The following is a 26,541-nucleotide window of genomic DNA, read 5'->3' on the forward strand; positions in this document are numbered from 1 at the left end:
GTGGACGGCCACACCTACAACGACCTCACCTTCCACCTCGGCCTCACCAACCCCCACACCGCCTCCCCCACCGACCTCGACATCCTGTGGGACCGCATCCACCAGGCCGTCGACACCCACCTCAACCCCCACCTCGACACCGTCGAAGAAGAGATCTTCGACGGCGAGACCACCCATCTCACCGTCGCCCCGGCCCCCGCCGGGACCACCCCCCACCTCACCGTCGAGCTCGTCCCCTCCGCCGACTCCGTCCCCATGACCCCCCACCGGTGGCACACCGACGCCACCCCCCTCCACTACGCCCACGCCCTCAACCACCTCCTCGACCTCCGCGCCGACCACCTCCCCGCCCCGGACCAGCCCACCGCACCCACCACCACCGCACCCACCACCGAAGCCACCGGCAAGGACACCGCCCGGCCCAGCGCGCCGAATCCCCCGGCAACCGTCAACACACAGACGGAGACACCACCGGTCACCGCGCCGGCCCCCGTCCCCACCACCGGAACGGGCGAACCGGCGTCCTCCCCGGGAACGGTCCCGGGCGACCTGCCGCAGACGTCGGCGCGGGAACGGGCGGCCGCGCTGGCGTACGCGTCGGCGGCCGAGCTGGACCGTGTGGCGGGGGATCCGCAGGCGATCGCCGAACTGCGGGCGTCCCTGCCGCCCCAGGAGTTCGCGCGGGCGGCCGCACACCTGATCGTGCGGGTTCCCGAGTCGGTGGAGCGGCCGGTCTCGGCGCACAACGAGGCGGTCGCCCAGCTGGAGCGGATGCTGACCGGTCCGGGGGTGGCGGAGAGTGTGCTGGCCGCCGGTGTACGGGTGACGGTGGTGCCCCGGAGCGAGGCCATGACCTCGTTGTCGGCTTTCCGCGACCTGGCGGGGGGCCCTCTGCCCGGGGAGGCGGGTGACGGCCGACGCTGGGACGACGTACGGGGCGCCGACGGCATGCGGCAGACGGCGGTGACGGAGGAGAACCTCCCGGGCGACGCTCCGGGAAGGCCACTGGCGGACAGCCACCCCGACGGTTACTCCACCACCACGCACGAGATGGCGCACACCCTCTACGCGTACGCCCTGAGCGACGCGGAGCGCGCCGTGGTGGAGGAGTCCTTCCGGCACAGGCGGCAGCAGGGGCATGACGTGCAGTGGCCGGACGGCCCCCGGCGCGACGCCTCCGGCGCGGAGCGGGACAACTACTCGTCCACCACCGTGGAGGAGTACTTCGCGCAGGCCAGCAACGCCTATCTGGGCACGAACGCCGGTCATGACCCGTTCACCGGACGGCCCCGGAACAACGGGCCGCAGTGGGTGCGCGAGCACGAGCGGGCGATCCTGCCCGTCCTGGAACGGCTCTACGGAACGGACCCGGCCCCCGCCCCGCCGGCCAACCCGGTGCGGACCACCTCAGCCGAGAACGACCTGTACGACGGCTACCGGGCCTTCTGGAACCGCCTCGACGGCTCTTACGCACCGCTGCCTCACGGTCCGCTTCCGCAGGACGGGCCGGTGTCGCACACCACGGCCTCCCCCGCCGCGGCCGCCACCGCACCGCCGACCGAGTCGGAGCCGGCCGCCGAAGAGGAACCGGTCGACCTGAGCGTCGCCGAGGGCGGCCTGACCGAGCCCTTCGAAGGACTCACCGACGCCGCCCCGCCCACCCGGACAGAAGCCCTCGCCGACCTGTCGGTACTGGGAGGTGACGTCCTCCAGCCCGCCGAGCCCCTCTCCGGCGACGGCGCGGCCACGCCTCCGGACGGGCCGGAGGGCGCCACCGGGCAGCGGGAGCAGCAGGACGCACAGGTTCCGCTCCCCACGACCGGTATCGGCGACGGGCGCACCTCCGCCCCGGCGACCGCCACGTCCGGGAACCCGGCCGTCACCGGTCGGCCGGTGACGGAAGCGGACACGGCACCGGACCTCACGGACACGGACGAGACACCGGCGTTCGCGCCGGGCCGGGCGCCGGGCCAGGTGCCCCGGGCCGCCGCGTACACCAGTGCGAGGGAGCTGCTGGCGGACCTGGTGGCCTCGGCCGCTCCCGCCGAGGACCCGGAGGCCGTCTACACAGCCGCGCAGGAGGAGGGGACGCATCTCCTGGGGCCCGACCTGTTCGGCACCCGCGCCCCCGCCCCGCCTCCCGCTTTCCTGGCCGGCCACGACCACCGTTCGCTGACCGGCGAGCAGATCTTCACCTTCCTCCGCCGGCTCGACATGGTCAGGCGCGCCCCGACGCGGGAGGCGATGGACCCCGCGACCCTGCCGCCCGCCGAGGGCATGTCGCTGGTCGTCCACCGGTCGGGGGACGAGCTGACCGCCTGGGCCCCGGGCGAGGTGCCGCCTCTGCCGGAGGTGGCCGAGGCGCCCAGCGTCCTCCACTCCGTCTGGATCGGTGGACCGCTGCGGGGCACCGGGAAGCACGGCGAACTCCGGGAGCGGCTGGCGTGGATGGCCGACCGCTACCGCGGTGCGGCCCGGGTCGTGCTGTGGACGGACGTGCCGCGTGCGCTGTTCGAGCGGGCCAAGGCGGCTCCGGCGCCCTCGGACGGCCCGGAACTGGCCGAGGCCCGCTCCATGCTCGACTGGGCACGGTCGCACCGCATCGCCCTGGTCAACATGGACGAGGTGTTCCACTCCGAGGCGCCGATGTTCCTGCACCCGTTCTACCTCACCGAGACGGCGAAGCAGGTGGGACCGGGGTACGCGGCCGCCTCCGACATCGCCCGGCTGGAGATCCTGCACGCGTTCGGCGGCACCTACCTCGATCCCGACAACGTGGTGCACGACCCCAGCCGCATAGCGGAGGCGCTCCAGTCGCCCCAGGCGTACGCGCTCGACATCAGCGAGGACGGCAGCAGCGCCGGCAACTCGGTGATGACCATGCCCAAGGGGCATCCGCTGGCGCTCGTCTGGCTGGAGGAGATCTGGAGGAACTACGGGGAGCCCCAGCCCGATCTGATGAGCGGATTCGTGGGGGTGCCGCCCCGGGCGTTCACCGAGCCGCAGGGCAGGGCGCGCCGCAACTCCGTGATGGACCGCACGGGGCCGGCGGTGGTCAACACGGTGGCGCGCAGGATCGGCGTGCCCTCCGCACGCCTGCCCCGCCTCGGTGGCGTGGAGGTCGACAGCGCGCTGAGCTGGCTGGACCCGCCGACTCCGCACCCGGCGGGCGCCCCTCCGGAGCGGTCCCGGACGCTGCGCACGGCGCAGCTGATGGCCCAGACGCTGGTGCGCGACCTGTACAACCGCAACGGCGACCTGCACGTGACCCAGGTCGACCCCGTGCTGGAGGGGCATCCGCAACGGGACCTCGTCTGGGAGGCGGTGATCCGCTTCCTGGCGAGCAGGCCGGACATCGCGCCCCTGGTCACCATGATCACGGACCGGCGGGCGGAGCCCGGCGGCGCGGAGCGGCGGGTGGAACTGCCCGGCGCCGCCAGGGACCTGCTGGACTTCGACTCCCGGCGGACGGAGGGCCGGCAGCCCAGCGACTGGCTGGGCGAGTACCAGACCCCCGTCGACCTGCGGGCCGTTCCCGTCCCGGACACGGCGGTGTCGTCCTCCCCCGCCGAGGACGCCCCGGCGCCCCGGGGCACGCGGCTCCCGCGGTTCGTGGCGCCCTCGGCGAACCCGGTGCCCAGGGACGCCTGGTGGCACCGCCGTGGGGCGGCCGTCCCCGCCCGGCTGCGCACCGAGATCTACGACCCGGCCTCCGACCCGCTCGCCGGTGGACCGGCCACCGGCAATGGTCGTCTGCTGGGCGGCAGGGCCACACTGGTACGTGCCGACATCCGCCGCATCCAGGCGGCGGACGGCCGCTGGGTACGGGACCTGGAGATCGTCCTGCCCGTCCGGCCGGGTGAGGGGTTCACCGCCGGGGAGCTCCCGGCGTTCGAGGCGGAGCTGAACGCCCTGCTGGACGAGCGGGCCAACCCCGGTTTCGTCCTGCCGGCCTCCGGCGACCAACTGCACCTGCGCGTCCGCCTGGTCCACGCCCCGGAGCACCGGCAGGCGGTGGAGATCTCCCGCACCGGGCGGCCGGGCCGCTCCGACCAGTTGCACTTCCGGCTGCACACCACCGACGGCGACGGCGACCGGCGGGCGCGGAACCGGCTGCGGGACGACAACACCGTGCTGCACGAGCTGTGGCACTACGCCGGAGTGCCCGACCGCTACACCGACCCCGATTCGCTGTTCCGCAACCGCCCGGACAAGACGTTCGCCTCCGGGGTGATGGCCGACGTGTCCGCACCGGCCGACGGCACGCTCCCGGCCGACTACCTGGAGCACGTCGAGACCGCCACCGGTTCCGGACCGGTGATCCGCGACCTGCCGCTGGCCGCCTCCGACCGTCCGGCTCCCGTACCGGCCGACGCGGATCTCGTCGGCGGCACGGCCGACGAGGCCCCGGAGTTCCCGGTGAGCCGGGCGCCGGGCGGGTCCGGCCGGGACGGGACGTTCGCCGACCCTCGGGTGTTCTCCGCGGGCCGGGGGGTGTTCCGGCCGCTGGAGGAGATCCGTCCCTACGCCCGGGACGGCGTTTCCCCCGAGGGCAGGCTGCTGACGCCCCAGGCGGAGGAGCAGGCCGAGCTGGAGGGCGTCTTCCCGGTCCGCGACGGGCACTTCCAGCGGTACCCCGACCCCCGGGATCCCGGCACCTACCTCCTCGCCTGGCCCGTCAGGGCGCTGAACCGGGCGAACGTCCGCAACGGCCTCGCCACCGACCTGGGCGCGGCGCCCTGGGTGCGCAGGGTCAACGCCCGGAGCGGTGCCCGGCAGAAGAACCGCCTCGACAACTGCATGGACGTCGCGCGCAGCGTGCTGGCGTCCTGGTACGGCGTTCCCACCGTGGCGGCCGCCACGGCTCGGGGCCCCGAAAGCAACGGGGGGATGCTGACCTCGCGATGGCTGGACGCGGGCTGGCGGTACCTGGGCCGTGACTCGGACACCGCGTGGAACTCGGTGCGCACCAGACTGCTGACGCACGGCCACGGCGCGGCGGCCGTGGTGACCTTCCAGCGTCCCGACGGCAACAACCACGCGGTCGTGGGCGTCAACCACCGGGGCCGGGTGGTGTGGATCGACGGCCAGCGCGGCCGGGTGGGCGAGCGGCCCCTGTACGAGGGCGCCTTCTTCAACTCGATCGAACTCGACGCCCAGGGCCGGCCCGCCGACCGCGTACCGACGACCCAGGAGATCGCCGAGTCCACGAGGAGCGAGAACGGCCGGAGCGACGCCGGCGGGCCCGGCACCCAGGCCTGGACGCGGGCCAGGCAGGAGGCGCGGCAGCACCGGGGGCCGGACTTCGACGTGCGGCGCTTCTCCTCCGGCCGGGACTACGCCGACGTGACGGTGCGGGTGGCCCTGTCCCCCCGGCCGGGAGTGACCCGGACCCAGCTGGAGGTCGTGTTCGACCGGCTGCGCGAACAGACGGAGGTCCTGTTCAACGCCCCCCGGCACCGGCTGCCGCTGCCCGACGGGGACAGAGAGCTGCACGTGACCGTGGAGCGGGTGGACGAGAACACGGCCGATGCGCACTGGAGCGCCGAGGTGGCGCCCACCGGGGACGTCTCCGCCCAGGTCCTGCCCGCGGACGCCTCCCCGGTCGAACTGGCACTGCGACTGGGGCACCGGCTGGGGCTGCGGGATCTCCCGGCGGAGGTTCCGGACCGCTCGGACCGGCAGCTGTGGAGCCGGCGCCAGCGGGAGTACCTGGGCCGGCTCGCCGCGACGGTCGGCGCGGTGCCGGCCACCGGCGGTACGGACGGCTCCGCGGGCGGTCCCTCCCCGGACACCGGTGAGCCCCCGTCGCCCCCCGGCACCGCCGGGCCGGCCGGAACCGCGGCGGCGCCCACCCCCGTGGAGGCGGTGCTGGCGGTACTCGGCGCGCAGGCGGTGGAGACGCCCGGCTTCCAGGAGCTGGCGGACGCCGCGGAGCTGCTCGACCGGCTGCGGACCGACCGCCCGGACCTGGGCGGGGACGCGCTGGACCTGCCGGCCCTGGCCCGGGAGGTCCTGCTGCTCGACGGGGACGCCTCCCGGCCGGTGTCCCCGGAGGAGGTGCGCGCGCTGCTGGAACTGGTCGGGAGGGCCGCATCCGAAGGACGCGCGGGCAGCGTCGACGAGCTGACCGCCTTCCGCCTGGAGGAGCTGGGCGCGCTGGACCCCCGGTACCTCACGACGATCGACACCGGAGAGGGCCGTACCCACGTCCTGAACTGGACCGGCCGCCGTCCGTCGGGCATACGGCTGGACGAGACGTTCACCTTCGGCCGCGGCCCGGCGGGACCGGCCGTGGAGGTCCGCGTGGGCGGCTCGACCGCGGTGGGCCGGAGCAGCGGCTGGAGCCGCCGCCCCCTGCTGGTCACGGCGGACGCCCCCCGTCCCGGGCAGGCCAGCGTCCTGGGCCACGCGGTGCGGTTGGAGGTGGCCGCCGCGCTGACCGCGCGCGCCGCCCGGCGGGTGGGCGCCCAGCGGAACGTGTCGCGGCGTCACGCGCTCACCGACGTGGTCATGGCCGTCCCGTTCGCCGGGGACGGGGACCGCGCCGCCATGCGCCGGCTCGCCCGGGACGCGGGGCTGACGGTCTGGGCGCCGGACGGGGACGTCACCGTGCTCGACCGCTTCCTGCCCTGGCGCAGGTCCCGGCTGGCGCTGTCCGGCTGGGACAAGGGAGCCGCGGAGGGCCGGTGGATACCGAGCTTCCCCGACGAGGTCCCCGCGCCCGGCGGCACCGGCACCGGCGCCAACACCGAGTACCGGACCGCCGACGGCAGGACGATCTCGGACCGGGACGTGGACCTCCGCACCACGCTCACCGGCGACGGCCGGGACACCTTCGGACTCCACTCCTTCACCGGGGACGACCTGCCGAGGTTCGCCCCGTACCTGGACGGGCTGGACGCCGTCACCCGGTACCGGGAGCAGGAGGAGCGGCGGCAGCGGAAGCCGGGGAAGCAGAGCTGGTGGCGGAAGCGGGGCGAGGAGAGCCCGGAGGATCCGCAGGACCCGCAGGACGGGGGGACCGCGGAGACCGGGAACCAGGGGAGCACGCGCGACGATCCGCGGGACCTTCCGTTCACCGTGGCGGGCACCGTGGTGATGCGCGGTGGCCCGGGAAGCATCACGCTCGCCCTGAAGGACGGTTCGGAAGCCGTCCTGACCGGCCCGGAAGCCGTGCGGTTCCTCTCCGGCCGACCCGAGTTCACCCGGCTCATGAGACGGAACCCGGACGGCTGCTTCCTCGCCCTCCCCAGCAGGCTCCTGGAGCGGCCCGCCGGCTCGGATCCCCTGGTGGACCGTTCCGTCGCGCAGGAGCTGGCCAACCACTACCGGTACAAGTGGGCCGGCAGCGAGCACAGGACGGCCATCGGCAAGGACGGCCCGCGCACGTACCCGGGCACGGCCACGGAATCCGGCCCGGGGTCCGCCGCGGACCCCGCCACGGGGTCCGACCGTCCGCAGGAGCGCTGGGTGGTGGCCTGGCCCGAGCCCACGGCGGAGGAACTGGACCGGCTCGCCTCCGAGTCGGACTTCCCCTCGCTTCCCTCCGAGGACGGTGCCGCCCGGCGGGAGCGGGTGGCCCGCTGGGTCCTGGCCCTGCGGCAGTCCTTCCACCGGCCCGAGCTGGGCGCCTTCGGCGACCTGGAGGAACTGCGGGGGATGCTGCGCGGGCCGGCCGCCCTGGAGCGCATGCGCCTGAACGACCCCGCCTGGCCCGGCGAACGCTCCGGCCCCCTGACCACGCCCGTGCTGGAGGCGATGCTCCGGGAGTACACCGCGCACCGCCCGGACACGACCGGACACGGCCGCAACGACCGGCTGTGGGCGATGCTCTCCGCCGCCGCGGAGGCGGCGGGCCCGAACCCCGGCCTCACCCTGTCCGAGTTCACCGCCCCCGCCACGCCGCCCCCCGGTACGGCACCGGAACGCGCCGCGTCCCCCGGTCCGCGGCGGGAGGCGGTGTTCGGCCCGATGAGCGTGCTGCCGAGCAACTCCGGTGACGGCCCCCTGCCCCGGGCCGACCGGGAGAACGCTCCCACCCCGGTCTCCCTCCTGGTCCCGGGCCTTCCGGACGGGACCGGGCCGGTCCACCTGCTCCGCGACGACATCGACTGGTGGCTGACCACCAGTCCCCCCGGGGACGGCATGCCGTACCGGGACTGGCAGGCATGGCGTAACGACCCCTACAACCACGGTGAACCGCTGCCCCAGCGCCTCTGGCTCGCGGTCGACGAACTGTTCCAGCGTGAACTGCGCGAGATCAGGGAGGAGGCGGCGAGCGCGGGTCTGCCCGGCGTGGACGCGCTGCTGGACGAGTACGCGGTGCGGATGGACCGCGCCGAGCGGGCCGCCGGCGGCACACGTGGCGAGCGGATGATCTGGACGGGCGCGGAGATCCGCGACCGCTCCGCCGAGCTCCGGCAGGCGTACCGTGAGATGCTGCGGCTGGTCGGCACAGCCGCCACCGGCGAGGGCGACCCGTCGCCGTACGACCGGGCCCTGCTGGAGAGCGCGGTCCGGGTGCGGACCCTGGCGTCCGCGGTGGTCAACGCCCTGAAGTACGGCGTGGTCAGGGACACCGCCTCCCTGGGCGGCATGATCGGGGTTCTGGGCAGGTACCGGCCCCCGGCCGAGACCGCGCTCGAACGGGCTCAGGCCGTGCGGTTCGCGGTGAACGCCGGGACGGTCGACCAGCTCTTCCTGCCGGACCTGCCGCCCGACGAGTTCGGGTACGCCGCCGAGGAGGCGGCGAAGGTCGCGGCCTCCGGGGAGTACGCGCTGGTACCCAGTGGCTCCCGGTGGGACCGGGCGCTGGCGGGCCTGGCCGCGATCCCCGAGGAGAGGCGGATCGACTTCGTACGCCGGACGTCCCGGCGCAATCTGGAGCAGCTGCGCTCGGACGTGGCCGGGCTGCTGCGGGAGCCGCGGTGGCAGGCGCTGCACGAGCGGCTGACGCGGCTGCCGCTGCGGTTCAAGCACACCACCTTCGCCTACCACGCGATCGTCAACACCGGAATGCTGCTGCACGAGCAGCAGCTCGTCGGACGGACCCTGGGAGCCGGCAGCCTCCCGTCCGCGCAGATCTCCTTCCGGGTGGAGGTGGGGGACGGCCCTCTGACGGATCCGTCCCTGCCCGTGCCGCAGGCGTCCGCGCCGACCACGATGGTGTTCGGCATCGACCTGTTCGAGAAACTCGGCGGCTGGGTCTCCCTGCACGACATCCGCAACCCGCTGCCCGCGACACGGGACGTGACGCTGGAGGAGGAGCCGGAGCCGCTGCGCACCACCGAGAAGCTCCCGGGGTGGGACGCCCAGGGGTGGCGTCACACCTACCCGCACGCGCCCGGGAACCGGAGCACGGCCAAGGTCCTCTTCCAGGACGAGGTCTTCCACGGCGCCGACATCCACGAGGGCATCGTGCTGTCGGTGCTGCGCGAGATCGCGCGCATCGGCGGGGACGCACAGCGCAGGCTGCTGGAGTCGGAGGACCCCGAGCTGCTGGGCCGGCTGCTCTCCCGGCTGTACCAGCCCACGGGCGAACTCAAGGCCATGGCGATACTGAACCCGCCGGGTGCGGAGGACGAGCCGTCCCTGCCGCGTCCGCTGGCCGTTGTCGACCCCGACGGAGACGGCCGCTACCGCCCCGACGGCACCATGGACCCGGTCGGCTTCTCGGCCAGCGCGGCCCGCGGCACGGCCCGTGAGAAGCTGCGGGAACTGCGGGACCTCGACGGCGCGGCGCGGCTGTGGACAGCGGGGACACAGCGGCTCGGCAGGTCCGGCGTCCGGCTCGACCCGGCGCAGCTGGGCAACGACAGGGACTGGTACTTCAGGGCCGTCGCGGAGGCCGCCGCGGCCTACCTGGACGCGGCGCAGGGGGTCGTCCACCGCACCAGGGCCAGCCTGGCCTGGGCCGATGCCGCCACGGTGCCGCTGATCGAGCGGAGGATGCGGGAGCAGGAGCGGGAACTGGACGAGGTCTGGCGGATGGCCTCGCGGCTGATCGCGGACATCGAGGCGACCGTGACGGCCGTCACGGCCCCGCATTCCTCCGCCGGGGCCGACGACGACCGCGGGCCGTCGGCGGAGCCGGGCTCCTCCGGCCCGTCCCCGGAGGAGGGGACCTGGCGTCCGGCGGACGCGCCGCCGTGGATCCTGGCGCGCATCCGCTACCAGGCGGAGGCCGAGCGTTTCGACCGTGCGCTGAGCTCCTACGCGGCCGGGCACCCGGGAGCGAACCAGCAGTTGGAGCGGCTGGTGAAGGCTCTGTGGGAGCGGGTGAAGGACACCGATCAGGGGTGGGTCTCCCTGTTGGGGGACTGGAGGAACATGGTCGTCGGCGCGGTCGGCAAGGACCGCGCGGCGCTGGAACGGGTCGTGGAGTCGGGCAATCTGCGCGAGCGCTTCACCCTGCTGTTCAACGCCTCCGCCAACGGAGTGCTGGCGGAGCTCCTCACTCCCGTCCACTACCCGGACTGGCTGAGCCTGGAGCGCCGGGAACGCCAGACCGCCCAGCCGTCGCTGGCGCCGCTCGTCCTCCCGCCGAGGATCCTGCACGACCTGCGGACCGAGGACGTCCGGCCTCCGCTGAGCGAGACCGAGCGCCGCATGAACCCGGGCGGGACGGTCTCCTGGAGGCCGGCGTCGATGGACACGGAGATCCTTCTGGGCGGCGACCTGCAGAGCCGCTCGGAGGACACCGGCGGTCTGGTGGCGACCGGGACCTCCGGCTCGGCGTACCTCCTGATGCGCTACGCCCTGCAGATGCGGGAACGCTGGGGCGTGGAGGTCGACCCGGGCCTGCTGCGCCTGATCATGCTGGGCGCGATGGTCCACACCGGGCACCACTCGGCGCACGAGGTGATGCGCGGTGCGCAGGCGGTCTTCGACGAGCTGGCCGCCGAGGGGCGGCCGGTTCCGGAGGAGCTGAACTACCTGGACGGCTGGGGGCGGTACTGGCTCATCGCCCCGCTGACGGAGGAGGAACTGCGCTCCCTCGCCCCGGGCGGGCTCTTCCCCGACGAACACGCCCTGGGCATGACGGAGCCCCCCGGCAGCGCTCCGCGCCCGGCGGAGCCGGACGCGCCCGGTCAGCTCCTGTACGACGGGGACGGCAACGAGGTCTTCGTGCCGGACCGGGACCTGGTGGTGCACACCGTCGGCCCCGCCGACCGGCCCGCCGGCCTGGTCTCGTTCTCCGACGAGGACTGGGCCGAGCGCGAGAGTTCCTACGAGCGGCTGTCCGCGGCCGAGCACTTCGTGCACTGGAACAACTCCGGCCGTACGGAACCGTTCCCGCTGCCCTGGGTGGGCCGGTTCGCGAAGAAGCCGTACCTGGTCGGCATGCACGGCGGCCGGGACGGCCTGCTGCGGTGGCGGGCCCTGGTCGGCGGCAGCGCCAGGACCCTGCTGGGGGACGGCACCGGACTGGGCGACGTCCTGAACCGGAATCCGGCTCTGGCGGAGTCGGACGCCGCGGCGCCCGGGGCGGAGAGGACACCGATCCTGCTGGCGGCGTGCCACGGCGGCTCGTCGCCGCTGGGAGCCGCGGACCCGCTGGTCTCGGTCCCTCCGAGCCGGCTGGTGGCCAACCGGACCGGACGCGTGGTCTTCGGCGCCCCCCAGGAGTTCAGCGCCACGAGGACCGAGAACGGGACCGACGTCCCCCTGCTCCTCCTGTGGGACGGGCGGCGGGATCGCGCGGCCGGCTGGCGGGAGGACTGGCCGGAGCCGGAGGGCGAGGTCCTGGACGGGCTGGCGCGTACCTCCGGCCTGCACACCGGGCCGGGCCCCGCACCCGAGGCGGTGCGCGGGCAGGCCCTGCGTCTGGTGCGGGCGCTGCGGGAGGTGGTCTCCCCGCGGGCCGAGACCGAGCCGGAGCTGGTGCGGGGCATCGGGGCGCTGGAGCGGCTGCGCGGCGGCGATCCGCTGTTCGCCGGCACCGGACCGCTGACCCTGTCCTTCCTCGACCATGCGGTGCGGGAGTGGATGCGTCGCTCCCCGGAGGGGGCGGGGAACGAGTTCCCCGTACCGGACGCCACCGCCTACCGCGGACTGCTGGGGTGGGCGGCGACCACGCAGGGCACCCGCCTCACCGGGAACCTTCCGCTGCCGGTGGTCTCCGAGGCCGCCGCGGCCTGGCGGGCCGACGACGACCTGGCCCGCCGCATCCTCCCCCCGGAGGGGGACGGGCCGCCGACCGAGGAGGAGCGCGGCCGGGCGTTCTGGGCCCTGGTGAGCGCGTACTCGGTCCTGACGGTCCTGGGGCCGGAGGGAGCGGACCTGATCGCCCCGGTGGTGCTGCACCTGGACCCGGAGGAACGGGTGGGCGACGGCGTCCGGGCGGTTCTGGTCCAGAGGGTGGCGCAGGCCATTGCCGCAGGCCGCAGCGACTCCGACCCCGCCGCCTGGGCCGCCTTCGACCTGGCGGACAGGGGCGGCCTGTACTCCCCGGGCACGCTCGTCGTGTCCGGAGGGCGTGCCGCGGGCCGCAGCTGGAGCGGACGGCCGGTGCCGGCGCTGCGGACGGACCGGGTGTTCCTGGTGGACGAGTCCGATCCGGCGCGTCCCCTGCCGGACGCCCCCAAGGCACCGTGGGGCGGCAACGCCCACCTCGTGGTGGCGGACGGCGACGAGGACCACCTCCTCCTGCCCTGGCCCGGCGGCGCCCACCTGGCCGTCTCCCACGAGGAGTCCGGCGAGCTGGCCGCCGCGGACCCGCTCGTGGAGGGCACGGGCCAGGAGAACGACCTCGTCCTGCTCGTCCCCCGCGCGGGTGCCGGGGACGGGCTCCTGACGCGCTCGATCGCGAACCGGACCGGCAGGAGGGTGCTGAGCCCCCGGGTGGGGGTGGAACTCAGGCCCACTCCCGGGGATCCCGGCTCGGTGTCGGTCCATCTGGTCGGCACCTCCGCCGAACTGGCCGCACCGTCCGGCCTGTGGACGCGGACCGTCCCGGAGGGTACGGATCCGCGGGAAGCCGCGGCCCCCGCCGGGCAGGCGGAGGCCCTGCCCCCGCTCTCCGCTGCGGACGGCGGCGGCCGGAGCGCGGACCCCCGATGGCTCGGGCGGTTCCTGCGGTCCTCCGCCGGCCGCGGTGGAACACTCGCACCGCCGCGGCCCGAGCTGGTGGTCGGGGGCACGTACCTGTCCGGTACCGGAGAACTGGTCGTCACCGGCACGGCCGAGGCGCGGGACGCCGAGCGCACGGCGAACTGGATCAAGCGCAACACCGACTGGTCCTACGGGCAGGAGGTGGGGCTGGACGCCCCGGGCGCGGACCTGCCGGGCCCGGCGGGCGGGCCGTCCTTCGCCGCGCGAGTGGCCGCCCACCTCGGCGCCCCGGTGCTCACACCCCCCGGGCCGGGGGCACGGGGCTGGACCGAGCACCGGCCGGCGGCGCGGACGGACGGCGAGGCCGCCGCGGAGCCGGCCGCGCCCCTTCCCACGCAGACGGACGCCCCCGGGGCGGACGCCGACGGCGACACCGGCGACCGCGGCGTCACCACGAGCGCCACCGTGAGCGAGTCCACCGCCTCCGTGACGTCCCCCGAGGAGCCGCCGGAACCGGAACCGGGACCGCGACCGGAACCGCAGCCCGAGAGCCCCTGGTACCTGGACCACGACATGCTGGGCGAGACCCGGGTGGCGGACGTGGTCCCCTGGACCGACGAGGACGTCCGGCGCCGGGCGGACGAGACCGCCGTCGCCGTCGTGCGCGGCGGTGACGGCCCGGCGCTGGCCACTGCGATCCGCGACGGCATCAGGGAGCTGCTGTCCACCGCCGACGACAGGCAATGGGAGAAGCTCCTGCACCGGGGCACGATGCTGGTGGCCGACGACCGGCTGGTATGGCTGCGGCCGGTGCTGCGGGACGTGCGGTACACGCCGCGGGAGCACGCCGGAGCCATGCGTTCGTACGCGGTGGCGTTCGGCAGGATGAGCGCGGGCGTCAAGAGGGGGCACCAGACCACGCTGGGCGCCGAGGCCGCGCTGCTGACGCTCGTGAAGCTGGGGTCGCAGGCGGCGTCGACGCTGGTCCCGGGCGTGCCGACCTTCGGCGCGAGCGCGACCGACGCCCGGGCCCGGGAGGACGACCTCAGTGTCGTGGCGGGCCGGAAGCTGTTCGTCGCCGACAGCAGGCGGTTCCGGGCCGGGCTGGGGATCCGGGTGTTCGTGGACGGTGTGGAGCGCCCCCACGCCGTACGGACCCCCGGGCGCCTGGACGTCGACCTGCCCGCCGCCCTCACCGAGCCCGGCGGACACCGGCCGGGCGACGGGGACGGCGCGCCGGTGGAGGTGGCCGCCGACCGCGTCGGGCGGCGGCAGCGGCCCTCGCGGACGATGGACGTGCTCAACGCCGTCGGCCTGATCCCGGTGGTCGCCGGTCTCCAGGAGAACCTGCGCGCCTCCGGCGTCCCCGCCCGGGCGGCCGTGGAGATCCTGGCGGAGGTGCTGGAGCTGCTGGACGAGCCGTCGGCCCGCAACCGCCACCGCCTGCTGTTCGGCGGCGGGATGGTCTCCCCCGACGTCCGGGTCCGGACCGGCCGGAGAGGGCGGTTCCGGGGGCACGTGGTGGTCAGGGCGTCCGTCGACAGCCTCCAGTACCTGGGGAACGTGCCCGACGGCGGCATCCGGGACGACATGGCCATCAGCGCCTCGACCGGCCTCGCCCTCGAAGCCGGCGGCAAGGGATCGGTCGCCCTCGGCATCGGCCTGCTGGGCCTCGAGGAGGACGGCGGGTCCGACGGGGCCGGCGGTTCCTCCCGGCCGACGGGCATGTTCCCGGTCGCGAAGGCGGGCCTCACCTCCCGCCGGAGAGCCGGTCACCATCTGTCGGAGGCGGCGGGCAACCACACGGTCCTGACCGCCAGGGGCCCGCTGAGCAGGTACCGCGCCGGGCTGGTCGTCACGGTGGACGTGCGGTCCGCCACCCACTCCGTGCCGTCCGTGGTCAAAGCCGTGCCCTCCGAGATCGCGGTGCCCTACCGGGACGTCCGGGACTTCGAGCGGCGGATGCTCGGCGCGGTGTTCACCGGGCTGCCGCAGAGTCCGGCGCTGCCGGTCGCCGCCCGGCCCCACGTACGGGCGCTGCTGCGGGCCGCCCGGCTGCCCCTGCCGCCCTCCGCCCACCGGCGCCCGGCGCGCCTGGACGCCCCGCTGCCGCCTCCCCACCCGCGGGAGCCGCTGGCCCTGGCGACGCGGCGGGGCGTGGACTTCGGGGTGGGCGTGGCACTGCCGGGGTCCGAGCTCGTCCTCGAACAGCTCCGGGCGGAGCTGGGGCGCCTGCACGGGGTGGCGGACCCGCAGAACGCCGGCCTGAGCGGGCTCGACCTGGAGCTGGCCGCCTGGTTCGGCAGGCCCTCCCTGGAGGGCGACCTGTCGCGGCTCATGGCCGGCTTCGGCCACGAGGTGACGCTGGACGGCCGGCGCTACCGGCTCAGCGCCAGGATCCACCTGCGCGAACGCGTCGACGGGGACACCCTCCCCCCGCACCCCGACGACGGCTCCCACTCGCTGACCGTCAACACCCGCGCCCTGGAGGGCGCCGCGGTGGGTGGCCACCGCGGCAGCGAGACGTCGCTCGCCGGGTCGTTCGGCGGCGGTCTGCGCGTTCCGCTGCCCAAGGTGCTCCTCCAGTTGGGCTCCCTGAGCGGAAAGGCCGAGTTCCGGTGGGGGCGGAACGAGGCGGTCGAGGGGGCCGCCAAGTCCTACCGGCGCACCGAGACGACCGGCCGGGTGGAGCTGCACCACTACGAGGTGGTCTACGAACTGGCGGTGCGCCCGCCGAAGGGCCCTGCCGTGACCTGGTGGATCGACCCGCGCCGGGGAAGGCACTGGGAGGCGTCCGCCACGGTCGCCGTGCCGGAGGAGCACTGGCCGGAGACTCCCCTGTCCGCGGAACTGCTGAGCGAGGCCGGGCAGGCGCGGGAGCTCACCGGCTGGCCGGGCGGAGACGGCGGGGGCCACGTGCCGTTCACGTCCTCCGGGAGCTCCGGGCTGCTCCCGTCGTTCTTCGTCATGCCGGAGCTGTCCGGGCTCGCGGCCACGCTGTACGCCGAGGCCAACGGCCTACCCACGTCCTGGGCGGAGGACGAGTCCCACTGGCCCGACGCGCTGAAGCCCGCGACGGAGCCGGGCCGGCTGGCGTCCGGCTTCGCCGAGCTCGTCGGCGACTTCGGCCGCGTGGTGGTCCTGTCGGAGCCCGGGGACGACTGGGAGCAGACCCTCACCCTGCGGCTGCGCGGCTACGACCCGGTGCCGGTCGGCACCGGAGGCGGTGTGGAGCTGGAGCAGTACGCCTACGGCTCCCAGAAGTCCGAGGAGCACCGCGACAGGAGCCGGGGGCTGGGCGTGACCGCCGCCGCCGGGCCGCAGGCCCGTTTCGGTTCGGAGGTCGAGGAGGCCGGGGAAGCCGGGACGGGGGACCACGCAGAGGGCCACGACGGCCACCACGCGGGGCGGCCGGGCGGCCGGGTGCAGGCCGAGCTCCACGGCGACGCGATGTGGCACCGCTCGACGGCGACGTCCTCGGCCTCGGGGGACATCCACATCGCGCGGGTCACCTACGACGGCCCCAATCCCACGTACCGCATGACCCCGGTCTTCGAGGTGACCGTGGACCGCTGGAAGGGGCGGCGGCGGACACAGCACAGGGGCCTGCTGAGCGTCGCCCACGCGATGAGCGTGCTGGTGCCGCGGGACCTGGTCCCCCGGCTGGGACTCCCCGGGGGCGCCGCGCAGCCCGCCCCGCCGCCCCTGGCCGGCACCCCCCACCCCGCCCTGCTGTCGGCGGCCGGCTACGCCGAGGAGTTCCGGGCCGACCGGGTCCTGCCCCTCATCGTCGAGCACCTGCGGGAGCAGGGGCTCCTTCCGGAGGAGCCCGACGGGCTGGCCCCCCGGCCCGGCCTCCTGATGCGCGAGCTGGTCAAGTCGTTCTCCGGGGAGCGGCTGAGCAACCAGTACCGGCCCGTCACCGGCAGCGGGATCGTCCGCTGGCTGCCGCTGCGCTCCGCCTTCGGCGGGACCCGCTACCTGGTGGTGCGGGTGGCCGCCGAAGGCAACGGGCCCACGACCGGGCACCGGTCACGGCCCGAGGTCAAGCTCACCCTGCGCAGCGAGGCGCTGAGGGCCGAGTCGAGCACGGAGGCGTTCTCCTTCGACGTCGAGGGCGGGGTGCTGGTCCGCGGGCGGGGCGGACGGGACCACAGCCACGGCGGCGCCGAGGCCGCCGCCGGCTACGGCCGCAAGGAAGGGCTGAGCAGGAAGAGCGGCAGCGAAGAGATCGTCATCAACCGGCTCAGCACCAAGGACGGTTCCGGGGAGGCCGAACTCCCGGTGCTGTTCACGGTCGAGATCGGCATCGCCGGGCAACTGCCCGAGTTCCTCGACGTCATGAGGCGCGGCGCCGACCACGTGATCACCGCCGCGCTGCGGAACCACCCGGCGGCGGCCGACCGGTGGCGCGCCTTCCGGCCGCTCGTCAGGTGGAGCACCCTCACGGCCGAGGGCCGGGTACGGCTGCTGCTGCCCGACAACGTCTTCACCGAGGGGCTCCCGGCGTCCTACGACCCGGCCGTGTACGGGTCCGGCCCGCGCCGGCGGACGGGCCCGCTCCAGCGCTCCGCGGCGGAGCGGGAGGCCCTGGAGGCGTTCGCCGGGCACCTCCACCCGTGGGTGTTCCCGGCCGGAGCGGCCGTGGCGCGCTGGGCCGCGCTCCTCGCCTCGCCCCTCCCCCTGCCGGAGGACCTCGGGCGGGACGGCGCCTGGCAGGTGCCGGAGGCCGACCCGGCCTCGGCCGCCGAGCTGCGGTACCGGCTCTCCACCAGCCGGGACAGGCTCCTGCCGGACATCGTCAGGCTGCTGCGCCACGCGTACGAGGTGCCGGTCGGCGGCCGCACCGTCACGGTCGGGTTCGAGGTCACCGCGGCCCGGCCCCTGCCCGGCCTGCCGGAGAGGCGGGTCAAGGCCCGGCGCTACACCCAGGACCACACCAGCGAGGACGTCAAGGAGGAGAAGTCCTCCGGCCACCACTGGGGCGCGGGCCCGGACGGCGGCGGCGAGGACCACCACGAGAACGCGCACACCCAGTCCCTGCCCTTCGAGAGGGAGGTGGAGGACGCCGCGGAGACCTCGGGCGAGCTGAAGGACACCGACGAGCACAACCAGGAAGGCGTCGTCCTCCTGCGCCACTACGAGTTCGACGGACGGGTGGTGCTGACGGGCCCCCGGGGCACCCTGGTCCTGGACACGCCGCGGGGCCTGTACGGCGCGCTCCCGGTGGAGGAGGCGCCGGACGGCGGCTACGTCCTGGCCGAGGGTCTGGAGCGGCTCCTGCCCGGCCTGCTCACCCTGGAGACGGCGCCCGCGGCCGGGCCGGCGCAGGACGGCGGGCTGCCGGAGTCCGCCGCCGGCTCCCCGTCCGGTCCCGTGGCGCTCCCCACCGTCTCCTCCGGCGATCCCGCCGTTCCCGGACCGGCGGGGGCCGCGGCGATGTCTGAGTCGGCGGCGATGGCGGTGGCGTACAACCGGACCGACACCGCCGCGCTCGACGGGCTCGCCGACGGCGTCGACCCGGACGCGCTCCGCCGGACGGCCCGCCGCGCGGCGGCGGAAACGGAGACGGGCACGGAGGCGGCGGGCGGTTCCCCGTCCACCGCGCCGGAGCCCGGAACGGCGGACGGCGGCACCGGCACCGGCACCGGCACCGGGGCGGCGATGCCGGTCGAGGAGGTACTCGGGGACACCCGGGTGGGCCTGTACGAGGGCCGCACGGTGGCGCTCTGGCTGCCCGGCGCTCCCGCTGACGCCCCCGGGTTCGACGCGGCCTCCGTCGAGCGGCTCGCCGCGCTCGTCCCCGCCGACAGCGTCCTCGTCTTCGGCACGGCCGCGGACGGCGGCGTCACCGCCGGCGGCCGGCCCATCACGCCGTCGGCGCTGGCCGGGGTGCTCGGCCAGCGGGCCGCCGGTCTGCGGCCGCTGCTGTGGATGCCGGAGGGGGGCGCGATCGCCGGCCCGCTGTCGGACCGGCTGGGCGTTCCGGTGGTCGCGGCCCCGCACCAGGTCTTCTTCGACCCGCGGGAGGGGACCCTGCGGGCCACGGGGAGCGACACGCCGGACGGCACCCGGGAGGGCGGCTTCCGCCGCTACGAACCCGGCGACCACGCGGGGACGTGGCTCTTCGACTCCCTGTCCGGGCCGGCCTGGCCGGCCGGCGGGGACCGGGACGACGACCGCGGGACCGGGGAGCCCGCCGGACCCGCACCGGCCGGACCGCTCCTCGGGGACGTGCTGGAATTGGACCCGCTGGCCCGCTCCGTCGGCGTCCCCAGGGCCGGGCTGCCCGGTCTGCCCCGGCTGATCGCCGCACTGCGCGAGCAGGTGGCGGCGGCCGGCCACACGGTGCCGGAGAGCGTATGGGACCTGCTGCCGCAGCGCCTGCTCAGCAACTACTCCTACCTGCTGGCCGGCGACGGCGGTGACGGCGGCGACGGAGCAGCGCGCGGCGGGATGGTGGTGCCCCTGGGCCCGGTGGAGGCCCTGATCGGGCTGGACGCCCGGCTGCCGCGGAGGTACGAACCGGACCGGGCGGACGTCCCCCCGGCGCACCTTCCCGGCGGTGAGGTGCCCGCCCCCGCCAAAACCGAGGAGCCCGTCTCCAACGAGACCATCAGCGCCACCTACCAGACCGGCGCCTACGTGCAGTCCCACTCGGGCGGCCTGGGCGCCACCCGGGCCGGACTCGGGCTGTCGTACGGCATCGGGCTGGCGCCGGGGATCCTGCAGGCCGTCAGGGTGGGCGCCGGGCTGTCCGGCGTGGCCAACCAGTCCTCCCGCGCCACCCAGCGCGTCCTGGACGCCGAGGGCGGGGCGGTGCTGGACGACCGGGGGCCCCAGGTCCTGCTGTCGTACGAGGCCGTGTGGCGGTTCGGGCTCAGGACGGAGCCGAGCCGGCCGTGGAGCGCGGTCACGGAGCGGGTCCTGCCCGCGCCCGAGGGGGAGCGGCTGCTGCTGTGGCTGGCCGAGTCCTACCTGGAACAGGCGCCGGCGCAGGTCACCGCGGTCGGGGAGGACGTGCGCGCCGACCGGCTGCCCGCCTTCTACTTCGCCTCCGGACTCACCAACCTCCCCGCCCTGTACGACGAGGTCCTGGGGGCCCTGCGCGGCCAGGGCCTGCGGCCCGAGGTGGGCAGCCTCCTGCTGGACGAGCTGCGGCAGAAGCTGTGGAAGGCCGACGCGCACCTGGACGACGCCGTCAACGACCGGGACGGCTACCGCTTCCACCTGCACGACCGGGGCCGGCCGGTGGCCTCGGTCCAGCTCCACGCCCGCCGTGCCGACGGGGCGCGCCGGATCGGAGCGACCAGCGACACCGCGCACGTGGAGAAGGTGCGGACCGCCATCGACGGCACCGGCGGCAGCCACACCCTGGGGCACTCGGCCACGGGATGGGTCAACGCCGGAGTGGACCTGACGGCCGAGGACCTCACCGGGGTGAGCCTGGGCGCCACCGCCGGCCCCTCCTACACCGCCTCGTACTCCGACGTCCTCAGCGCCGGCCGCACCGGGCTGTGGGTCGTGGTGCCCCGCTACACCGGCCACACCGCCGGCTACGGCACCGGCCTGGCGTACCACGCGCTGGTCACCGTCCGCGGCCGGGGCGTCACGGTGACGACCGGCGAGGTCGAGGGCCGGGGGCTGCTGCGCCTGCCCGAGCCGATGGCGTTCGCGCACGGCTTCCCGGTGGACCGGGAGGCGCTGAAGGAGCCCGCCGCCGACGCCGAGGTGGCGTACCGCCCCGACGCGCTGCGCAACACCGGCCGCCGGGCGGGCGATCCCCCGGCGGGCGGGAAGCGGATCCCGGACCACATCCTGGCGGGCCGCGGCATCGGCACCGGCGTCGTCGAGGCGCCCCAGGAGACCGTCGACGCCCTCCGCGCGTGGATCCGGCAGCAGATCGGCGCGTACGGCTTCCTCCCGCCCGACGGAGCGCCCTTCGGGGACGACGGCGCGCTGGAGCACGGCAACGGCGTCGACCGCCGCGTCCTGAACGAGACCCTGCTGCGGAAGGTGGTCTCCGCACGCGGCCTGGAGTCGCACTGGGACCAGATGGCCCAGGACGGCCTGGAGTTCACCTTCGAGATGCCCCGCGGCGTCCTGGGCGTCGACCTGGAACTGGACTCCGCGAAGGTCACGATCACCACGCGGCCGACCCCCGGCACGCCACCCGAGTACCGGCGCAGCACCGACGAGTACCACTCGGTGAATCTGGCGATGGGCATGGACACCGCCGGCCAGACCGTCACCGCGAGCCGCAGGCTGGCGTTCTCGGTCAAGGGCCGGGCCGGCTACGACAAGCTCCGCACCACCGCGGTGGGACTGGAGGCCCAGCGGGCCGTCTCGGCCGCCAATGCCGTCAACTTCCTCAACAACCGGCCCGAACTGCTGGAGTACCCGGGCAGGCTGGACGAGATCGCCATGACCGTGGACTTCACGGTCACCGTCGAGTTCCGGCACAGCGGACCGCGGGGCCTGCTGCGGCCCGGCGCGCGCGACCCGGAACCGCTGTCCCTGCCGGGCCGGGAGGTGCTGGCGCGCGTACCGACCCTGGGAACCGCGGACCACTCCGGCGAACTGGTCTCCTCCGCCCCGGTACCGCCGGAGGTCCTGGACAACGCCGTCGTCTACCACCTGGACGCCACCGGGGCGCGTTCCGCGGCGGCCGCGGCGCTGGGCGACCTGGTCGGCCCGGCGGGCCAGGCCGACGCGGAGGTGGGCGCCTTCGCCGGCCTGATCTCCCTGCGCGCCCACCTGAAGGAGATCGCCCGCGGCGCGTACACCACCGACCAGCTCTTCGGCACCGGACTGTGGCGCAACGCCCACGGCGCGCTCGACGTCTCCGGCGCGATGGCCTCGGGGGCGACCTTCTACGACGCCACCGCCGACAAGTTCGTGCTGGGCATCATCAAGCTCTGGCTGGCGCAGACCAACTCCACCGACACCTCCACCTCGGGAGTCTCCTGGGGTCAGCTCGACGTCTCCGTGGGCGGCGCCGCGGGCCCGGCCACCGAGACCGGCGGAGTGGACCTGACCCGCTCCTGGGCCTGGAACGACTCGGTCTCCCACGGCAACACCGGCGGCAAGGAGCTGATCCAGCTCGACTTCCACCGGGCCTACGCCTACCGGGCGCCGGTGACCCTCACCGTCTCCGGCCGGCAGGAGAAGCACGCCAAGCTGCTGCCCTCCGGCCACCGCTCGGCGGTGCGGACGCTGGACGAGCGGGACATGCTCTTCCTGCTGTCCGAGCCGGAGGCCCTGGGGCACTACGCCCGGGGCGTCCTGCCGGTCTCCGACGAGCAACTCGCCGACGCGCTGCGCCGCTGGCGGCGGCACGCCCGGAGCGTCCTCCCGGCCGGCGGTGAGCGGCTCGGCGACGCGCTGGACCGGCGGCGTCAGGACCGGGAGGAGGACGCGGCCGACGACGGGAACGGGCAGACGCTCGTGCTCGGCGGCGACACGGTCGCCGGGATGCTGCTGCGGCTGGCGGGCCGGCCGCGCGTGGCGGAACTGCTGGGCACCGGCTACCCCGAACTGGCCGGCCTGCTGGCCCGGCTGCACACCACCGGCGCGACACCGGTGCTGGACCCCGGTCTGCGCGCCCGGTTCGGCGAGGCGTTCCCCCAGCACCCGCTGGAGGACCCGCGGGCCGGTGACGCGGAGCTGCCCGAGTACCTCACCCGCGAGGACCCCGGCGGCAGGCTGCTGGGCCACAGCGGCGTCACCTCGCTCACCTTCGACAGCGGCGAGTCCCTGTACGAGATCGTCCGGAAGCGGGTCGACCGGGCGGCGCCGGGCCTGCTGACCGCCGACGCCCGGGTGTGGACCGGCGACGGCCGGATGATCGGCCGGACGCAGGGCGGCGTCAACGCCCTCCAGGCGCTCCTGGCCCACGGCCGGGCCGAGGCCATGCTGGAGGACCTGCTCTCCACCGGCGGCCACAGCCTGTACCTGGTCAACCCGGTCGGCTGGCTGCTGGCGGACGTGGTGGAGATCAACCTGCGCGCCGTCCTGGAGTCGGCCCCCGAGGTACGGGACCTCGTCCCCGAGACCGGCCTGGAGAACTACGGCCACGGCTACGTCGGCACGGGCGTGGGCCGCTCCCGCACCGGCGCCCAGCGGATCACGGTGGCGAAGCTGGGCTCCAGCGGCTCCCACGCCTCGGGGGGCCAGGGCCTGGCCCTGTCCGAGGGCCACCACCGGGGCACCAACCGGGCGGAGAACGCGGTCGAGGAGATGACCGTCTACGACTGGAGCGGCCACCGGCGGCTGGAGGCCCGCCACCGCGTCGACGTCACGGTCCGCCGGGTCGGCATGGGCGGCCGTCCCCTCAACGACCTGCTGGCCGGCGCGTACCGCCGCCGCACCGGCCTCGACGAGCCGCTCGCCTTCTCCGAGCGGGGCCGGCTGGCCCTGCAACTGCCGCGGGCGCTCGCCGAGGCGCGTGCCCTGCGCGGGCCGTCCCTGCCGCGCTCCCCGATCCCGGTGCCGCCGCTGGCCGGCGACTCCGCCGTGGTCGGTGTGGTGCTGGACGACGCGCCGGGCGCCGGGCGCAGGCTGCTCGCGCAGGTCTTCGGCCCCGCGGCCGACCTCGCCACCGTCCGCTCCAGCGTCTCCCTCCCGGTCGCGCTCTCCCGCTCGCACCTGGTCAACCACCTGAGGAAGGTGGCGGGCGGCGGAGCCCACAAGCTCGCCGACAACCTGTTCATGCCGGGCCACCCCACCCGGCGGGCCGCCCTGTGGCTCCGCGGCGAGCTGTACGACCTCCAGGTGATCGCCCCGGTGGAGGGCAGCGGCGCCGGCCGGTACAACAAGCACCAGAGCGGCACCACGGCCTACAGCAGCACCGACCGGTGGCGGCCGACGGCGAGCGCGTCGCTGGCGGGCACCGGCGGCGTCGAACCGCCGCAGCACACGATGGGCGGCGACTCCTCCGCCGTCCGCACCACCTCCGCGAACCAGAACCAGTCCGGCACCCAGAACTACCGCCGCGAACAGCACGTCAAGATGCAGGGCCGGATGTTCCTGGTGCGGCTGCGGGGCCGCTACCACCTGACGGCGGACCTCTTCCGGCGCCGCCTGTTCGGCGGGCCGAAGCCGCTGGGCTCCTACCGCGGCGACCCGTTCTCGGGCGACGTGTACGCCGAGATGTACGAGGGCGAGGTCGAGGAGCTGCGCGCCCGGCTGGCCCGGGCGGAGGAGGCCGCCGTCGCCGAGGCCGCCGAGCCGGGGCGGACCTGGCGGGCCCCGGCCCGCTCCGCCTCCTTCGACCTGGGCGCCCTGCTCGCCGAGGCCGCCGACGGGGCCGGCGCCGTGCCCGACCGCGTCCCGCGGGCGGTGGCCCGGCGGATCCGTGAGACGGCCGGCGACGGCGTCCAGGGGCTGGAGCTGCGGTTCGACCCGCGGGAGCAGGCCGCCCGGGCCTTCCGCGCGGTGGTGCCCTGGGCGGTACGGACGATGCGCCGGGACCTGGCCGATCTCCGGCGCACCGGCCCGGACGCGGGGATCCCCCTCAGCCTGCGCCGTTACGAGGGCTACCTCAGCGCGCTGCCGCGCATCCCGTACCTGCCAGGCGACGTCGAGGAGGTCACGCACGACATCATCGGGGAGGTCGACCGGGTCCGCGCGCTGCTCGCCCCCGACACGGACCCGGCGCCGCTCCCGCTCCCCCTCCAGGCGGGCGTGCTCGCCCTGGACCCGGTGTACCTGGCCCGCGACATCGCCCTGGAGACCGGTGCCCACATCACCCTGGACGTCGCGCGTCCGGACGGGACCGCACGCCGCTGGTGGATCGCCCCGGACGGCCGCGTCCACGCCTTCGACCCCAGGACGTTCGACGACTCGGCGCTGTCCGCGAGCGCCGCGCAGAGGGCCGGGCTGCTGCCGCCGCACCTGCGCCCGGCGGTGGACGCTTTCGGTCTGACCGACGCCGACCTGGGCAGGATCTACCGCACCTCCTGGGCCCGGGCGCGGACCTTCGAGCAGGCGCTCTCGGCCGAACTCGCCCACCGCGAGGACCGCCTGGCCGGGCTGGACCCCCGGCTGCCGGACCTGTTCGGCCGGGCGCGCGGCACCGAGGAGTTCTGGCGCGGCGAGGTGGCACGGCTGCGGGCGCGGTACGCGGAGGCGGAGCTGCGAATCGAGCCCGTCCGGCGGCAGCACGGGGACGTGCGCGAGCACCTGTACGACCTGGACCTCGCCCGGCTGCGCGACTCCGTGGACGGTGCCGCCGCCTCCGGCGGCACGGCGCCCGGTGCCGGGGGCGCGGCCTCCGCCTCCGCCCTGGAGGCCGAACGGGACCGGCTCGAAGCGCTGCTGGCCGACCTCGCCGCGGGACAACGGGATCTCGCCCGGCGGCTCGACGAGGCCGAGACCCGTCTGCGCGGGGCCGCCCGGGCCCTGGACGGCCTGCGGGAGCTGGCCCGCCCCCCACGCGGGGGGCGGGGACCGCTGCCGGCGGACCGCGTCGCGCAGGCCGTCGCCGCCGCCGAGGAGTCGCTGCGCGACCCGTGGGCCGCCTGGGCGGAACGCTCCGGCGCACCCGATCCGTCGGAGCGGCCGGAGACGGCGGCCCCCGTGGCTCCCGGGTCCTCCGAAGGGGCCGGGACGGCTGGCGTTCCCGAAACCGCCGCCGCGCCGCCCGGCGACGCACCGGCCCGCGGCGCCGTCTCCGTCCTGCCCACCGTTCCCGAGGCCGACGAGCCCGCCGAGACGGCTCCGGACGTCCCCGCGCCGGCGGCCGGACCGTCCGCCCAGGACGAGATCTTCCTGGCGCTCACCGCGGGGCCCGCCACCGGGCCGAGGCACCCGGGCGGCGCGGACACCGGCGACGAGGACACCGACGACGGGGACACCGACGGGGAACTGGACCTCGACGTCACCGCCCCGGCCGCCCCGGCCGCACCGTCCGTACCGGACGCCCCGGCCGCCCCGGACGGCGACACGGAGATGGCGGACGCCCCCGGGGAGGGAGCGGACCGCTCCGAGACGGAGCTGTCGCTCTTCGACAGCGAGGAGGGGGACTTCGTCCGGGTTCCGGTCTCCGATGTGGTGACGCACTCCTTCACCGCCGCGGACGGCTCCCGGCCCGGCGGAGTCTCCCTGCACTCCCCCGAGGAGTGGGAGACCAAGGGCCGGAAGTACTCCTGGCTGGCGTCCGCCGTGGACTTCTACCAGCTGGATCCCAACGGCGGAACGGTGGTGGGCACCGGCACCCTCCCCACCGCGGACCTGCCTCCGGGCGCGCAGGTGTTCTCCCTGGTCGGGCACAGCTCCACGAGCGGCCGCTCGCTGTGGTACGTGCAGCGGCACGGCGGGGTCCGGGGACTGTGGGGGAGCCCCGAACAGACCGGTGAGTTCCTCAGGCGGCACCCGGGGCTGGCACGGCTGGACGCGCACGTCGCCGGAGGAGGAAAGGCGCACCTCCTGCTGCACAGGTGCCATGACGGGGCCGTACCGAGGAGGGCGGTCGACCCGCTGGAG

Annotated in this window: 1 protein-coding gene (running past one end of the window); it reads left to right on the top strand. The window is 75.6% G+C overall.

Translation table 11 applies throughout. From position 1 onward, the window contains the following. Positions 1-26,541 carry the 5' portion of a lonely Cys domain-containing protein gene (locus QC029_RS06640; protein ID WP_279554499.1) on the top strand. It continues 22,452 nt past the right edge of the window, so the window shows 26,541 of its 48,993 coding nt (coding positions 1-26,541); its start codon is at positions 1-3; the stop codon falls past the right edge of the window.

Origin of the sequence: Streptomyces sp. DH37, assembly GCF_029813835.1 — a bacterium.
GTDB lineage: Bacteria > Actinomycetota > Actinomycetes > Streptomycetales > Streptomycetaceae > Streptomyces.